The organism is Candidatus Marinimicrobia bacterium CG08_land_8_20_14_0_20_45_22 (assembly GCA_002774355.1).
GTDB lineage: Bacteria > Fidelibacterota > UBA2242 > UBA2242 > UBA2242 > 0-14-0-20-45-22.
The window spans coordinates 1-16949 of record PEYN01000018.1; the positions used below are offsets into that span (position 1 = coordinate 1).

9 protein-coding genes and 1 pseudogene are annotated in these 16949 nt (G+C 47.0%); 8 read left to right on the top strand and 2 right to left on the bottom strand.

The features are described from left to right. A partial coding sequence (locus COT43_01040) for an IS481 family transposase (GenBank protein ID PIS30697.1) occupies positions 1-197 on the bottom strand: 197 nt, incomplete at its 3' end. A 604-nt stretch (positions 198-801) separates the two neighbouring features. On the opposite strand from COT43_01040, the gene COT43_01045 reads away from it, so the two are divergent. The 8 genes and pseudogenes from COT43_01045 (at position 802) to COT43_01080 (ending at position 13665) form a co-directional block, all read left to right on the top strand. After that, positions 802-1272 (top strand): hypothetical protein, encoded by a 471-nt coding sequence (locus tag COT43_01045; protein PIS30698.1) that lies wholly within the window; start codon positions 802-804, stop codon positions 1270-1272. A gap of 212 nt (positions 1273-1484) precedes the next feature. Continuing rightward, the gene (locus tag COT43_01050; protein PIS30699.1) at positions 1485-3299 is read left to right on the top strand and encodes an MFS transporter; all 1815 of its coding nucleotides are present in this window, start codon (positions 1485-1487) and stop codon (positions 3297-3299) included. Between the two features lie 260 nt (positions 3300-3559). Then, positions 3560-4756, top strand: a complete 1197-nt coding sequence (locus COT43_01055; protein ID PIS30700.1) for an efflux RND transporter periplasmic adaptor subunit — start codon at positions 3560-3562, stop codon at positions 4754-4756. After that, positions 4753-7847 (top strand): annotated as a pseudogene (locus tag COT43_01060) (acriflavin resistance protein). The gene COT43_01055 and the pseudogene COT43_01060 overlap by 4 nt, the downstream one beginning before the upstream one ends. Further along, positions 7848-8348, top strand: coding sequence for a hypothetical protein (locus COT43_01065; protein ID PIS30701.1), 501 nt, complete (start codon positions 7848-7850; stop codon positions 8346-8348). Between the two features lie 90 nt (positions 8349-8438). Further along, positions 8439-9341, top strand: coding sequence for a hypothetical protein (locus COT43_01070; protein ID PIS30702.1), 903 nt, complete (start codon positions 8439-8441; stop codon positions 9339-9341). 181 nt (positions 9342-9522) lie between these two features. Further along, positions 9523-12243, top strand: a complete 2721-nt coding sequence (locus COT43_01075) for a pyruvate, phosphate dikinase (protein ID PIS30752.1) — start codon at positions 9523-9525, stop codon at positions 12241-12243. 165 nt (positions 12244-12408) lie between these two features. After that, positions 12409-13665, top strand: a complete 1257-nt coding sequence (locus COT43_01080; GenBank protein PIS30703.1) for a hypothetical protein — start codon at positions 12409-12411, stop codon at positions 13663-13665. Positions 13666-13703: 38 nt separating this feature from the next. Here the strand turns inward: COT43_01080 and COT43_01085 are convergent, their stop codons facing one another. Beyond that, complete coding sequence (locus tag COT43_01085; GenBank protein ID PIS30704.1) at positions 13704-16880, bottom strand: carbamoyl phosphate synthase large subunit; 3177 nt, start codon at positions 16878-16880, stop codon at positions 13704-13706. Between the last annotated feature and the right edge of the window lie 69 nt (positions 16881-16949).

The window sequence follows — 16949 nt, forward strand, 5'->3', positions numbered from 1 at the left end:
TGGGGATGAGTTTTATGGATAGGTGGTAGATCAACTAATCCCTCCATTCCATGGGTTTGAAATCGCTTTTTGTACTCGTAAAAACGGCTCCGGCTAATACCCCGTTGGCGACAGGCTTCGGAAACGTTTCCAAGTGCTTTAGCCAGTTCTAGGGCGCTTAAGCGCTTCTGGGCTAATTTTCTTTCAGCTGGTTCCATAAGACTTCTTCCCCGCCTGAATGTCGGGCAGGCTTTCGTTTTTCCTGCTGTTGTAACTTCGCTCCTCCCGAATAATCGGGATTCGCGGCGTTACAACAGCATAGTTTAATATAACTAGGCATGATTCGGAAGAAGATTAACTATACACCGGTCAGCCAGGTCGATATTACCGCGGCACTTCAACCAGAAATTACGCCTAAGAGAAATGTCTTTTACATATCTTTTCCACTAGATATTTACGTTAAGGTTAACGCTTATGGCCGGACTGTCAAATCAGTGATTGCTGGTAAAAGGAAAATGTTTTTCAGCAAAGAGCCTTATCCCTACGAAGAAGATGCCTGGATTGTTAAAATCTCAGCCGAATCTTTGACGACTCTACCCGATGGTGAGCAGCTTGTTGCGATCAATTTTAATTCGGGCGAGGCGGGGTTGCTAAATTTGCAGGTTGTTCCCAAAAGAAAACCGGCTGAGCTAACAATTACTGCTCCGGATGTCAATCACGGCAATTCGGTGCTGTTTTTATTACCGGATGGTAAAAAAATGCTCGTAGATTGTGGCAAGGCTTTTATCCGCGATAGCGTGATTATTCCTTTATTAAAGAAAAATGGCGTTTCTCACCTGGATTACCTTATCCTTAGTCATTACCATGAAGACCATGATAGCGGGGATCGAGGACAGACAATCCGTGAAAAATTCAAAGTTGATAATTTCAGGGACTACCGCGATTTTAAAGCCGGAGATGAATTTGAAATCGGCGGCGTTCATTACCGGAAATCAAATCACAGCTATCGAAATGCCTGGAGAAATATTAACAGATTTTGCCTTGTTTCAGAATTATCCAAACCCGTTTAATCCTATGACAACCATTGTCTATTCAATTGCGGTCGAGAGTGTTGTAAAACTGCAGATTTATGACTTGCTTGGCAGGGAGGTAAAAACACTGGTAAACCAAAGGATGCCATCTGGTAAGCATATTGTTAATTTCAACGCCAAGGAATTGAAGTCAGGGATTTACTTTTATAAAATCAAAGCTGGCGATTTTGAACAGATGAAAAGGATGATACTGATTAAATAGCCCGAATTTGACTCACAAAAGATTGTCGAATTAAACATCGTTTCTCTGAAAAATTAATAGTAGGGTAAATCGGACCATATTTCAAACCCCAAATTTATACCTTTGGATCAATGTGCTTTTATTTTGATTTCGTAACGACTATATTTTCGGCAATTGTTTTGGTTTTTCTCGTTGTTAGATATTCATGATCAGTCAATCAGGAGGAATGAAGAATGTTTAAAAACCACCCCAAAGGTTTAGCGGTTGCTTTCTTTGCCAACATGGGCGAGCGCTTCGGCTTTTATACGATGATGGCAATTCTGGTGTTGTTTCTTCAGTCCAAATATGGTCTGGACGAAAATACTGCCGGAAGTATTTACAGCTGGTTTTACTTTGCCATCTACGCCCTAGCGTTGTTTGGAGGCATTATCGCTGATTCTACCAAGAAATACAAAACGGTGATACTGTTCGGACAGATCGTTATGTTTGCCGGTTATCTGTTAATTGCAATCCCCGATTTGTCGCTTACCGTGACACTCATCGGCCTGTTCACCATCGCTTTCGGTAATGGTCTGTTCAAAGGCAATCTGCAAGCCGTAGTCGGACAAATGTATGATAATGAAAAATATTCCAAAGTCCGCGATTCGGCCTATATGCTGTTCTACATGGGAATCAATGTTGGCGCTTTCTTTGCCCCTTTCGCGGCGACCGGTATCAGAAACTGGTGGCTGAAGTCCAACAATTTACTACATGACGGTAGTTTGCCGGCCATTTGTCACCAGTTTATTAATGGTACTTTGAAAGATTCCGGTGAGTTGCAAACCATGGCAAACAGGGTAAGTCTGAGCGGTCCTGTGACAGATCTTTCTGCCTTTGCTCATAACTATCTCGAGGTATTCTCCACGGGGTACAATTTTGCTTTTGGGATCGCCGCCATTGCGATGATCATCTCACTGGTGGTTTATATCATCTTTAACCGATATTTACCCAGTAAAGAAAAGGCCACGGCCGGAAGCGATTCAAAAGTTTCGTTGGCAGGTAAACCGCTGGCGATAATTAGTGCCCTTGTAGCTGGTGCAGTTGTGGCTTATCTGATCAGTTTGGTGAAAGACATCGCTACTGGCGCCGCGATCGGGCTGTTCGTTACCTTCGTGACCTGGATTTTACTGATCTCAAAAAAAGAAGAAAAATCGCGGGTCATGGTGCTCTTGTTGGTGTTCTTTGTAGTCATATTTTTCTGGATGTCCTTCCATCAGAACGGACTGACGCTGACTTTCTTCGCCCGCGACTATACCGTCAAGACCGTCGATCCATATACCTATATGTTTTTCACACTGCCAAATATTTTGTCATTGATCGCCTTTTTAATCGGATTGGTTTTAATCTTGGGGCGAAAAAACGCCCGAAATGTGCGTTTTACGGGAGTGGGATTTTTAGTCGTCAGCGCCGCGGTTATTTATTATCTGTTCAAACAGGGAGAAGCGCAGAATCCAATCGCGCCGGAGATTTTCCAATCGTTCAATCCGCTTTTCATCGTTTCACTCACCTTCGTTGTGATGGGACTATTTTCCTGGCTGAATAAAAAAGGCAAGGAACCTTCCACTCCCCGCAAAATCAGCTATGGTATGGTGATCGCGGCGCTGGGATTCCTGGTACTTCTGATTGGCTCGCTGAACCTGGTTTCTCCTCACGAATTAAAACTCATTGATGAAACCGGTGCGATTAAGTTCAGTCAGGTTCCCGACTCATCGCGGATTATGCCCTACTGGCTGATTTCATCCTACCTAATTCTCACGATCGCGGAATTGTTTCTCAGTCCGATGGGACTCTCCTTTGTATCCAAGGTGGCTCCGGATCGTTTCCAGGGTCTCATGCAGGGCGGCTGGTTATTGGCTACCGCAGTCGGCAATAAACTGCTGTTCGTAGGCAGCACTTTCTGGGGTGTTCTCGAACTCTGGCAGTTGTGGTCGATTTTTGTCATCTCATGTCTGTTCTCGGCGGTTTTTATCTTTTCGATAATGAAGCGGTTAGAGCGTGTCACAAACTAATTGTTTCCATCGAACATGTCAGCCTCGCGGGAGTCGGTGATTTCTTCGAAGCTGGTCATGTTTAAGCAAATTTGATTGGGTTTGTCTGCCATTAATGGTTTGATTAGGATGAATCTGGTTGTCGGTAACCAGTGAATGGGTTGGCCGGAAAATGCCGACATTGACAAATCGTGCAGAAAATTAACGAAACATTTGACGCTTTTCCATGATGAGATGTGTCAAAGTGTACGGATTTTTAAAATGTAGTTAAGGATCAATCGATGAAGAAAAAGATATTAATCGGTATTGGTATTGTTTTGGTGGCATTATTGGGTTGGCGTTTAGTCAATTTGTTTTCCGGAGCCAACAAGCAGAAATTGGTCCGAATGGCGCGACTGCCGGTAGCCGTTGAGGTGGATAGCGTTCGATTTGCGCCCATCGTGGAAGTTCGGGAATTGACAGGAACAGTTTTTCCCGATTATCAATACGTTGTTTCACCCAAAGTTGCCGGTCGGTTAATTGAGATTCGAAAACGGATCGGCGACAAAGTCAAAGCAGGAGAAATCATTGCCCGAATCGACAATGCCGAATATCAGCAGGGCGTTTTGGAAGCGGAAGCTAATTTGCGCATTGCCGAATCTTCATTAAGCGAATCCCGCTCGAATTTTAATTTGGCAAAACAGGAAAAAGACCGCGTGGAGTCTCTTCAGATAAAAGGCATTGCATCGTCCAGCGAATTAGATGCCGCGGTGTCGAATTATTCCGCGCAGAAATCGCGTTTCGATTTGGCACGGGCTCAGGTGGAACAACGTCAAGCGGCATTAAAATCTGCCAAGATTCGTTTGAGTTACACAACGCTGATCGCTTCTCAGCCCGGTCTTATTGGTGAACGTTATATTGATGAGGGCGCACTCCTGTCGGCGAATTCTGCCGTTGTGTCGGTTGTTGGCATTGACCGCGTAATCGTTCGGACGACGGTGATCGAACGAGATTACGGAAAAATTAATTCCGGTCAATCGGCAAAAGTATCGGTAGATGCATTTCCAAATAAGGCGTTTTGGGGTAAAGTAACCCGCATTGCGCCTATGTTGCAAGAAGCCTCCCGCGTTGCCCAGATGGAAGTAGAAGTGGCTAACCAGACGCATGAACTAAAGCCTGGAATGTTTGCCCGCGTTGAGGTCATCACGGCGGAAAAAGCGAATACGCAAGTCGTGCCGAGTAAAGCATTAGTGACTTCCAACGGAGGAGTCGGTATTTTCGTGGTTCCAGAATCAACAACCGTTGCTCGATATTATTCCGTGACGACCGGAATCGTGACGTCGGAATACACGGAGATTGTTGCGCCGATTCTTACTGGGCGCGTCATTACATTGGGTCAGCATTTGCTTGAAGATGGCAGTTTGGTGATTCTTCCCCAAATGAAACCAATTGAAATATCAGCGCCTGATTCTTTGCAAATTGGGGAAAAATCGAAATGAATATCGCCGCCGGACCAATTAAACGACCTATTTTAACCACAATCATTTATCTTATTGTCATTACGCTCGGATTGGTGTCATTTAGCCGGTTATCCATCGATCTGATGCCGGAAATCAGTTATCCGACGATTACGGTCATCACGAGTTATGGAAATGTAGGACCGCAGGAAATGGAAGAATCCATCTCTCGCCCGATCGAGGAGGCGCTGGCGGCGGTGCAGGGCGTCGATGAAATTACCTCGACCTCCACCGAAGGACGAAGCGTCGTGCGGGTTTCATTCAACTGGGGGACAGATTTGGATGTCGCGGCGAACGATGTCCGCGACCGTATCGACCGAGTAATGAGTCGGCTTCCCGAAGATATTGATCGTCCGATGATCCGAAAGTTTGATGTGTCGGCTTTTCCGATCATGAATATTGGCGTTTCTGGTAGCCTAAGTCCGCTAGAGTTGCGGCGAATCGTCGAAGATCAAGTCAAATATCGGCTGGAAAAAGCACCGGGCGTTGCATCGGTCGATATTCGCGGTGGACTCTACCGGGAAATCCATGTTGACTTACATTCTGCAAAAATGAAGGCTCTGAACATTTCACCGGAATCTGTTCTGAACGCGCTGAAAAGTGAAAATCGGAACGTTCCCGCTGGTTTGTATGAGAAGGGAAATCTCGACGTGCTTGTCCGAACACAGGGTGAATATTCTAGTCTTGACGAAATCCGAAATACGGTGATTACCGCACGAAACGGTGTGCCGATTCAAATTCGCGATGTCGCCGATGTGATCGATTCATGGGAAGAAGTTTTACAAATGGTACGTATTGATGGCAAACCGGGGCTTCGTATTGCTGTCAACAAGCAGTCTGGCGCAAATACGGTAAAAGTCGCCGATGCGGTGAAACTGGAAATGGTACGCATTAACCGCGATATTCCACAGATTCGACTTATTCCGATAATGGACACCTCACAACGTACATTAAAAATTCGATCAGCAGTGTCGGCAATTCGGCGCTCATCGGCGGCATTTTAGCGGTTCTGATTCTTTTTCTGTTCTTGCGAAATGTCTCCAGTACGCTGATTATATCAACGGCGATTCCGATTTCAATTATTGCTACCTTCGGACTGATGTACTTCGGTGGATTCACGTTGAATACGATTACTTTCGGCGGGCTGGCGCTTGGGATTGGTATGCTCGTTGACTCTGCGATTGTCGTTCTCGAAAATATTTATCGCCACCGGGAGTCTGGCGCTTCATACCAACAGAGTGCGATGGATGGGGCGGTGGAAGTATGGTCGGCAATTCTTGCCAGTACGCTGACGACGATCGTTGTATTTCTTCCTGTCGTTTTTATTCGCGGCGTTTCCGGAATTATGTTTCAGCAAATGGCGTATGTTATCACTTTTTCTCTGCTGTGTTCGCTCATTGTTTCCGTGACGCTAATTCCAATGCTATCGTCGCGCTTTCTCAAATTTCAGAGATCGGAACATTATCAGGACGAAAATGCTCTGCATCGGCTCTATTCATGGAGTGAAGACGCTTTCCGGCGAGTGGAGCAAAATTACTCAAGGATACTTCGGTGGGCTCTCGGTCATAAACGAACAGTTCTGATCGTGACGTTGGGACTTTTCATTTTGGCGGTGATTCTGGTGCGGTTTATCGGCGTCGAGTTAATGCCGACTGCTGATGAAGGACAAGTTCAGGTCAGCCTGGAAATGGCCGTAGGAACCCGGTTGGAACTTATCGATCAAGCGACTAAAGCTGTCGAAGATGTTATTTCAAAGCAAGTACTAGAAGCCATATCCGTTTTATCAAATATTGGCGGTGGCGGCTATGGTTCTTCCGGAGGACACATGTCTGATATCCGGATTCAACTGGTTTCTCGTGATAAGCGGAAACGGAGTAGCGAACAAATAGCAAACGACCTGCGAAAATCGCTTATTGGACTACCGGGTGTCACGATTCGGACGAGAGCCGGCCAGGGACTCTTTATATTGAGAATGGGAACTTCTTCGGGAAATGTGGTCGATGTCGAAATCCGTGGATACGATCTGGAAACGGCACAGAAACTTGCACAAGGCGCCGATGAAGTTATTCGAAAAGTTCCAGGCGTCACCGATACCAAAATCAGCCGCGAGGAAGGAAGTCCGGAGCAGGTCATTCAGATCGATCGTGAGAAAGCGGCAGATTTAGGACTTGGTGTAACGCGAATTGGCGATGCGCTTCAAACGGCAGTCGGCGGGACGCAGGCATCTTATTATCGCGAAGGCGGAAAGCAGTACAAAATTCTTGTGCGCCTCAGCGAAGAGGACCGAAAAGATTTGGATGAATTGCTGGATTTGTCTGTTTTGAACAGTCGGGGTTATCCCGTTGCCTTGCGAAATGTTGCTACGGTGATTCATCAGGAAGGGCCGGTTTCTATTGAACGCAAGAACCAAGAACGAATCATCACCATCGGAACAAATTTCACCGGCAGAGATATGGGATCGGTCATTGGCGACATCCGTGAACAACTGCGCACTTTACCAATACCAAAAGACTTTCTGATCCAGTTTGGCGGCGATTACGAGGAACAGCAAAAAGCTTTCAAGGAATTGTTGGTTGGCATGGTGCTTGCCATTTTTCTGGTGTATATGGTTATGGCGGGGCAATTCGAGTCGTTTGTCGATCCGTTGGTCGTTCTCTTTTCGATTCCAATGGCAATCATTGGCGTTACACTGACGATGATTCTCACCAATACAATTTTTTCCATGCAGGCATTTATTGGTAGTATCATGCTCGCCGGAATCGTTGTCAACAATGCGATTCTTCTTGTCGATTATACGAATCAATTGCGCCGACAGGACGGGATGGATTTGACCGATGCTGTTCAGACGGCCGGAAGTCGTCGCCTGCGACCGATTTTGATGACAACGTTGACAACGGTTTTAGGTTTATTACCGCTATCGTTTGGTTTAGGTGAAGGCGGCGAAACACAGGCTCCGCTCGCTCGCGTCGTGATTGGCGGTTTACTTAGCTCGACGCTCATCACATTGGTACTGGTTCCGGTTATCTATTCTGTTTTCGAGCAACGGCTGAGAATCCGAAAGGAGCGCGGTTAGATGCGCTATAAAAATAAAAGAACGTTGCAACGAAAAATTCTCCTCTGTCTAATAATGGGAGGAATATCTGCGCTGGCGTCTGAACCGGAACTGGCAGATACACTGCGAATCGGTTTACAAGACGCGATTTTACTTGGGTTGAAAAACAATCCGACAGTGGCGGTTAAGCGACTGGAACCGAAAATCATGGAAACATACGTAAAAGAGCAAAAAGGTTTTTTTGATCCTGCGCTCGAAATTTCTGGAACACAAAGTCAAAATAAATCACAACGTCTGTTGGGAACGCGCCCGACACCCGTAGAACTTCAGGATAACCGCTCTAATTATTCTTTACAAATTTCGGAGATATTACCAACAGGAACAGCAGTAACAGCTTCAACCGGAATGACGGGTGCTTTGTCGAATTTGTACACCGACCAATTTTCCGGTACTATTGGCTTAACCGTGACGCAACCGCTATTAAAAGGTTTTGGGTTTGGCGTCAATCTTGCCTCGCTTTGAAAAGCAAAAATTGATCTGAATATCTCGCAATCCGAATTAAAGGGCTTTGCGGAATCTATCGTCGCGGATATTGAAACGAGTTACTGGGAGTTGTATTTGACCGGCCAAGAGATCGCGATTCAGCGGAATTCGCTTGAACTGGCGGAACGTCAATTATCGGAATCGCTGGAACGCATCAAGGTTGGAAAACTCCCGGAAATTGAATTAGCCGCTGTCGAAGCGGAACTCGCCGCTCGGAAAAGCGCATTGATTGATGTTCAGAGCCGTCACGAGCAAGCGCGTTTGCGGATTATGTATCTACTGAATCCGGGGAAAGAGATGTCATGGTCACAACAATTTCAACCAATTGATCAGCCTTTTTTGCCGAACGATACGTTGGCGTCAGTGACGATTCACGAACAGATTGGACTGAAATATCGACCGGATTTGGAGCAGGCTCGGCTTAATCTTCAGAAAGGTGATCTGGAAGTCAGGCGGACGCGAAACGGTTTGTTGCCTCAACTGGATTTTTTCGTCACGTTGGGAAAAACGACCTACGCCAAATCATTCGATAAAGCCTATCCTGACGTGAATTCTCCATACTATCAGGCGAGCGCCGGACTGACGCTGGAAATTCCTGTGGCAAACCGGACGGCATCGGCGCAACACACCCGCGCGCGTCTCTCCCGCGAACAGCAATCGCTTGCCTTTCAAAATATGGAAAAATTAGCGCAGGTTGAGATTCGTTCCGCATACGCCGAGGTTATCCGCACCCGACAACAGATCGAAGCAACTCGAATGACCCGTGAACTGCAGGAAAAGAAACTTGCCGCAGAGTTGGAAAAATTCCGCGTGGGTAAATCGACCAACATTCTTGTCCTGCAGGCACAAAATGATTTCACTTCCAGCCAACTTAGCGAGGCGCGGACAATGGTTGCCTATCTGACCGCACTTGTCAATCTCTATGTTTCCGAAGGCGCCTTGCTGGAACGTCGAGGAATTGAGACTTTTTAGAAATAGCGGTTCTGAGGGGTGGAACATGAGAATAGCATGTAAGCTATTATCTTCATCTGTCTATGCTTTCACTGAAAACCATTTCTTGATAATCCGGCGGTTTGTGGGTAATTTTCGTGCCGTATTTTTGAAATGATGAATCGATAATAAAGAGGAACTTATGACAAGAGAAAAATCGAAAATTGAAAAGTTCGTGTATTCATTCGGTGGCAGAAAAGCCGATGGAAACGAAAGCATGAAAAACCTACTGGGCGGCAAAGGCGCCAACTTAGCAGAAATGGCCGGACACCCCGACCTGCAACTTCCCGTTCCGCCGGGGTTTACCATCACGACGGAAGTCTGCACCTATTACTATCAACACAAGAAAAAATATCCCGAGTCTCTCTATGAAGAAGTCAATAAAGCGTTGGCTAAAGTCGAGAAGATCATGGGAAGAAAATTCGGCGATGAGAAAAATCCACTGCTGGTTTCCGTTCGTTCCGGCGCGCGCAAATCCATGCCAGGAATGATGGAAACCGTCCTGAATGTAGGTCTGACCGAAAAAACGATTCCCGGCTTGATCAAACAGAGTGGTAGTGAGCGCTTTGTTTATGACGCATATCGCCGCCTGATCATGATGTACTCCGATGTGGTCATGGAAAAAGCCGAAGGCATCGAACCGAAAGACGACGAAGGCATTCGCAGACAACTCGAACGCATCATGGACGTAAAGAAAAAAGCCAAAGGTTATACTTCTGACACCGAATTAACCGCGGAAGAATTGAAAGATCTCTGCAAAGAATTTAAGAAGACCATTAAAAAAGTTCTTGGCAAAGAATTTCCGGACGATCCGATGAAGCAACTCTGGGGCGGAATCGGCGCTGTTTTCGCTTCATGGAACGGCAAACGCGCCATCAGTTACCGCCGCATTGAAAATATTCCGGACGAATGGGGAACAGCCGTGACCGTTCAAACGATGGTTTTTGGAAATATGGGTGAAGATTGCGCCACCGGCGTTGCCTTCAGTCGAAATCCCGGAAGCGGCGAGAACGGATTCTATGGCGAGTATCTCATCAATGCTCAAGGCGAAGATGTCGTCGCAGGAATTCGCACGCCCGCGCCGATCAACCAGTATTCCAAATCCGAACATAACAAAGAATTGGTCACACTGGAAAAGGGAATGCCCAAACTCTACAAAGAATTGAACGAATATCGCACGCGCCTTGAAAGTCATTACCACGACATGCAGGATGTTGAGTTCACGATCGAAAATAATCGCCTGTTCATGCTGCAGTGCCGCGTCGGAAAGCGCAACGGTCCAGCGGCCGTTCGCATGGCGATGGATATGCTGGCAGAGAAATTGATCACAAAAGAAGACGCCGTTCTGCGCGTTTCGCCAGCACAGTTGGACGAACTGCTTCATCCGATCATTGATCCGAAAGCGGAAGCCAAACTTGCCGTTGTGGCTAAGGGTTTGCCCGCAGGTCCCGGCGCCGGTTGCGGTCAGATCGTTTTCAATTCGGCGGATGCGGTTGCATGGGCGGCTAAAGGCAAGAAGGTTATCCTCGTTCGCGAAGAGACCAATCCGGAAGACGTCGATGGCATGAGAGCTTCGCAGGCGATTTTGACGGCGCGCGGCGGAATGACTAGCCATGCGGCACTCGTCGCTCGTGGCTGGGGAAAATGCTGTATCGTCGGTTGCGGCGCACTGCATGTCGATTATGCGAAGCGGACGCTGTCGGTAAATGGCAAGACATTTAGTGAAGGCGATTTTGTCACGTTGAACGGCACAAAGGGTTACGTTTACGAAGGCCAACTGCCAATGATCGACGCCACCGAGAATCCGATCCTGATCAAATTCCTGAAACTCTGTGATTCGATCCGGAAACTGGGCGTCCGAACCAACGCCGACACGCCTGCCGACGCTAAACGCGCCCGCGCATTCGGCGCCGAAGGCATTGGATTGTTCCGCACCGAACACATGTTTTATGGTGAAGGAAGCGACGCGCCATTGTTCGCATTGCGCAAGATGATCGTATCGAATACGCTCGAAGAACGTCAAAAAGCGCTGAACGAACTCTATCCGTATGTTAAAAAGGATATCAAGGCAACCATCGAAGCAATGGACGGTTATCCCGTCGTGATTCGTTTGCTCGATCCGCCTCTGCATGAGTTCGTTCCGAGAAAGAAAGAAAAACTCGAACAATTGGCTAAAGACCTCGGCATCACGCTGAAAGAACTGGAAAAGCGCGCCGATGATCTGCATGAATCGAATCCGATGATGGGACATCGCGGCGTTCGTCTCGGCGTGACTTATCCGGAGGTCTCGAAGATGCAAATTCGCGCGATTTTCGAGTCGGCGGCGGAATTGACAAAGGAAGGTAAAAAACCGTATCCTGAAATCATGGTTCCGGTCGTCGGACTTACCAAAGAACTCGAGAATCAGAAAACAATTGTCGACGAAGTCTATCAAGAAACGCTGAAAAAATATGGTTTAAAGAAGATTAAATACATGTACGGAACGATGATCGAAATTCCGCGCGCCTGCTTGGTTGCCGGAGAACTTGCTGAAGTCGCGCAATTCTTCTCTTACGGAACGAATGATCTGACGCAGATGGGTTTCGGCTTTTCGCGCGATGACATCGGCGGATTTGTGCCGGATTATATCGAGAAGAAAATCCTGCCCGAAGATCCGTTCCAGTCGATCGACCAGGAAGGAATCGGCGAATTGATCCAGATCGGCATCGAGCGCGGTCGTAAGGCTCGTCCTGAACTCGAAATTGGTATTTGCGGTGAACACGGCGGCGAACCGAGATCGGTCAAGTTCTGTCACAAGGTCGGCATGGATTACGTTTCATGCTCGCCTTTCCGCGTTCCGATTGCGCGTCTCGCCGCGGCTCAAGCCGTTGTCGAGCAGAAATAGACAGATAGTTTAAACTGAAAATAGAAGAGGCTGGAATTCTCCAGCCTCTTTGGTTTTCAGGGCATCTTTAAACAATATTTCGCCTTGACCCCAATAAATGTTTAGACATTTTTACGGGTGGTACCTAAATTTCGTTCGCGTTAAGTATAATTAATCGGAGTACACATGTTTTACCGCGACATCGAGAAAGAACTGGAGACCTACATTGACTGCAAGCAGGCAATCTTCATTTTAGGCGCAAGGCAGGTAGGAAAAACAACTCTGATAAAACGGATGATGACAAATTTTCCCGAGTCCAATCGATACTATTTTGATTTGGAAAAAATGTCAGATAAAAAGGTATTTGAGGGTGGCGTCCAAAACCTGCTCTCGTTTTTGGAATTTCACGGCTTAGATCTCAAAACCAGGAACTACATTTTTGTCGATGAAATCCAGTATCTGAAAGATTTTTCCAATCTTTTGAAACTGTTGGTCGATTACCATTCGGATTCCATCAAATTATTCCTGAGCGGTTCATCGTCCGTACAAATCCAAACGGGTTTTCAGGATTCGCTTGCCGGCAGGAAGTATATTTTTAACCTCTTTCCTCTTACATTTCGTGAATTTCTGTTATTTAGAGGCAAAGACCATCTCTATGAAAAATTGAATCGTCATTTTTTTGATTGGAAGGAAGATGAATTACGATTTGGTCGTGACGAGTTGTTGCCGCTTCTCTATGAATTTCTGTTGTTTGGCGGCTATCCTGAAGTCGCCAAAATTGACCAGTTCGATCGGAAAGTCAAATATCTGACGGAAATCGTCAACGCATATATCGTGAAAGATATTCGCACGATGTTTACGATCGAAAAAATTGATAAGTTCAACCACCTGGTTAGGTATCTTGCGGCAAACATCGCCAATCTACTCTCTATTCATAGCCTTGCTACTGAGGTCGGGATTTATCATGAAACGATCCTGAATTATCTCAACATTTTGGAAGAATCATTTATCGTCAAACGCATCCCGCCGTTTTTTCAAAATAAGAGTACTGAATTGAAAAAATCGAGTAAACTCTTTTTCATCGACAATGGCATTCGCAACGCCGTTCTCGAAAATTTTCAAAAACCGGAATTCAGGACAGACACCGGAGCGCTTGCCGAAAATTTTGCGTTTTCACAACTTTACAAGACTCAACCCGCATCTTCGTCTCTCCATTTTTGGAGAACCCGCGCGAAAAATGAAATTGACTTTGTTCTGAATCGACAGGGCGAACTTCTTCCCATCGAAATAAAGTCAAAAATTCAGAAACAGCAAAAAATTCTCAGCCAGATAAACTTATTCCGTAAGGAATACCAATGTCCGGCAGGTTATATTGTGAGCATCAGGGATGAATTCTCCACCCAGAACGATATTCGCGTATTACCCGCCTATTTGCTGACATGAAAATGCTGTAGCCAGCGTTGCTCCACGTTGAAATAACCTCAGTACTCTCCCCAGTTCAGCGCCTTGAGATTTTCCGGTTTGATCCGCGTCAGCGCCTCGACGAACCGCATCGCGATCTGGCGGTTGGTGATGAGCATAACGTTGTAATCGACCGCGGCGCGTCGAACGAGATAACCGTTGGTGAGCTCTTTTTCCTGATAATTCTTGGGAATATTGATGACGAGATCGATTTTTCGCTCCTTGATAAAGGTAACTGCGTTCGGTTCTTTTTTCTCGAGCGGCCAGTAGAGCGATTCGACGGAAATATCGTTCGCTTCGAGAAATTTTGCCGTGCCGGTAGTGGCGAATAGTTTGACGTTCATATCTCTCAGTGCGCGAATCGATTCCAGCAGTTCCGCTTTCGATTCGATCGGGCCGGTTGATAGCAGAACCGTTTTGATCGGCAGGCGATAGCCAACGGAGATCAGCGCTTTGAGAAAAGCTTCGTCGAAATCGTCGCCAAGGCAGGCGACTTCACCTGTCGAGGCCATCTCAACGCCAAGAGTCGGATCGGCGCCCTGTAATCGTGTGAAGGAAAACTGTGGCGCTTTGACGCCGACGTAATTCAGTTCAAACGGCGAAAGCGAACTCTTGGCAACGGGAATCCGCATGAGGATTTTCGTGGCGCAGTCGATGAAATTATCCTTCAGCACTTTGGAGATGAATGGAAAACTGCGCGAGGCGCGGAGGTTGCATTCGATGACCTTGACCTCGTTCTTTTTCGCGAGGAACTGAATATTGAACGGCCCGTTGATGTTTAAAGATTTAGCGATCTTTTCGGTGATAATGCGGATGCGCCGGACGGTTTCCATGTAGGTCCTCTGCGGCGGTAAAACCAGTGTAGCGTCACCCGAATGAACGCCGGCGTTTTCGACATGCTCGGAAATCGCGTAGCGGACGATTTCTCCATTCTGTGCCACGGCGTCGATCTCGATCTCCTTCGCATTTTCTAAATATTTACTGATGACGGTCGGATATTCCGGGGAAATTTTCACTGCGCGCTGAAGATATTGAACCAGTTCTTCGTCATTGGAAGCGACCGCCATTGCCGCGCCGCTTAACACATAGGAAGGGCGAATTAGTACCGGATAACCATGCTCGGCGGCGAACGCCTTAGACTCGTCGATCGATGTCAACTCTTTCCATGTTGGTTGATCGACGCCCAGATTGTCAAGCAGATCGGAAAATTTACGGCGATTTTCGGCTCGGTCGATGCTTTCCGGCGATGTTCCGAGGATGCGGACGTTGTTACGATAAAGTTTCATTGCCAGATTGTTCGGGATTTGTCCGCCCATCGAAACGATCACGCCGAGCGACCTGAATGAATCATAGATTTCTATCACGTTCTCAAAATTGATCTCGTCGAAGATCAGGTAATCGAATTCGTCATAGTCGGTGCTGACAGTCTCCGGATTATAATTCAGCATGATCGTGTTGTAACCCAATTTCCGGAGCGTCTGCCCGGCATTCACGCAAGACCAGTCGAATTCGACAGAACTGCCGATCCGGTAGGCGCCCGAACCGAGAATGATGACGGTGTTGGGATTTGGATAAGCCGCGTCGTCCTTAACAGCGTTGTAAGTGAGATAAAGGTAGTTCGTCTGGGCGGGAAATTCCGCCGCCAGCGTATCGATCTGACGAATGAACGGTCGGAGATTCCATTGTTTTCTGAGTTGGGAAATTTCCGCTTCTGTCTTGTCGATTGCTAAAGCGATTTGTTTGTCGGAAAAGCCGTGCTTTTTGGCCGATTCCAAAAGTTCTCTTGAAATGGATTTAGTTCGCGACTCGATCAATTGTTTTTCGATTTCGACGACATTCTGGATTTTATAGAGAAACCATTCGTTGATGTGCGTCCAATGGTGAATTTCCGAAACGGTTTTCCCAATTTCCAGAGCTTTAGCGACGGCAAAGATGCGCTCTTCTGTCGGTTCCCGGAGTTCCTTTTCGAGGTTGTCGAATTCGATGTCGTTGCCGACCAGCCCGTTGGCGCCGATTTCCAGCATCCGCAGACCTTTCTGCAATGCTTCTTCGAATTTTCGTCCGATGGCCATCACTTCGCCGACCGATTTCATTCCGGAACCGATTTGTCGCGAGACTTTCCGAAATTTTTTCAAATCCCAGCGCGGAATTTTGACAACGACATAATCCAGCGCAGGTTCAAAAAACGCCGTCGTCGTTTTCGTCACGTTATTTGGCAATTCGTGCAATCCAAAACCGAGTGCGAGTTTCGCTGCAATGTAAGCGATTGGATAGGCGGTGGCTTTCGATGCGAGAGCCGAACTTCGCGATAGCCGGGCGTTAACCTCGATGACGCGATAATCTTCCGATTTTGGATCGAGAGCGTACTGGATATTGCATTCGCCGACGATTCCCAGATGGCGGATCACGCGGATTGCGATTTCGCGGAGTTTATGATATTCGGTGTTGGAAAGTGTCTGACTGGGCGCAACGACGATGCTTTCGCCTGTGTGAATTCCCATCGGATCGAGATTTTCCATATTGCAAATCGTGATGCTGTTTCCGAGCCTGTCGCACATCACTTCATATTCGATCTCTTTCCAGCCCTTAAGGTATTCTTCGATCAGAATCTGCGGTGCATAGAGAAGCGCTTTTTGTGCTTTGTCGTTCAGTTCCTTTCGGTTTCGGCAGACGCCTGATCCGAGTCCGCCCAGCGCGTAGGCGATGCGAACCATCACCGGAAAACCGATTTTATCAGCGAATTTCTCGGCGTCTTCAACGGTCGTAGCAGTATGACTGCGCGCCGTTTTCACGTCGATCTCATTCAGCCGGTCGATGAAGAGCCGTCGATCTTCCGTATCAATGATCGCCTGGATCGGCGTTCCCAGAACCTTCACGTCATATTTCTGTAAAATTTCGAGGTGATGCAATTCCAAGCCCGTATTCAGCGCGGTTTGCCCGCCGAAGCCGAGCAAGATGCCGTCCGGGCGTGTTTTTTGGATAACTTTCTCGACGAATTCGGAATTGACCGGCAGGAAATAGACTTCGTCGGCAAGGTTTTCGGAAGTCTGGATCGTCGCAATGTTTGGATTGACGAGAATTGTATAAACGCCTTCGGCTTTTAGTGCTTTGATCGCCTGACTGCCGGAGTAATCGAATTCGCCCGCTTCGCCGATTTTTAAGGCGGCACTACCGAGGATAAGAACTTTCTTGATCATGATGCACCTTTTAACCACAAATGAACACGAATACGCACGAATAAAAGATATTCAGAATTAATTTTGTTC

Excerpts from the sequence above, each read along its gene's own strand:
- COT43_01085 (PIS30704.1), bottom strand. The coding sequence starts at position 16,880 with ATGATCAAGAAAGTTCTTATCCTCGGTAGTGCCGCCTTAAAAATCGGC.
- COT43_01050 (PIS30699.1), top strand. The coding sequence starts at position 1,485 with ATGTTTAAAAACCACCCCAAAGGTTTAGCGGTTGCTTTCTTTGCCAAC.
- COT43_01055 (PIS30700.1), top strand. The coding sequence starts at position 3,560 with ATGAAGAAAAAGATATTAATCGGTATTGGTATTGTTTTGGTGGCATTA.
- COT43_01080 (PIS30703.1), top strand. The coding sequence starts at position 12,409 with ATGTTTTACCGCGACATCGAGAAAGAACTGGAGACCTACATTGACTGC.
- COT43_01065 (PIS30701.1), top strand. The coding sequence starts at position 7,848 with ATGCGCTATAAAAATAAAAGAACGTTGCAACGAAAAATTCTCCTCTGT.
- COT43_01045 (PIS30698.1), top strand. The coding sequence starts at position 802 with ATGGCGTTTCTCACCTGGATTACCTTATCCTTAGTCATTACCATGAAG.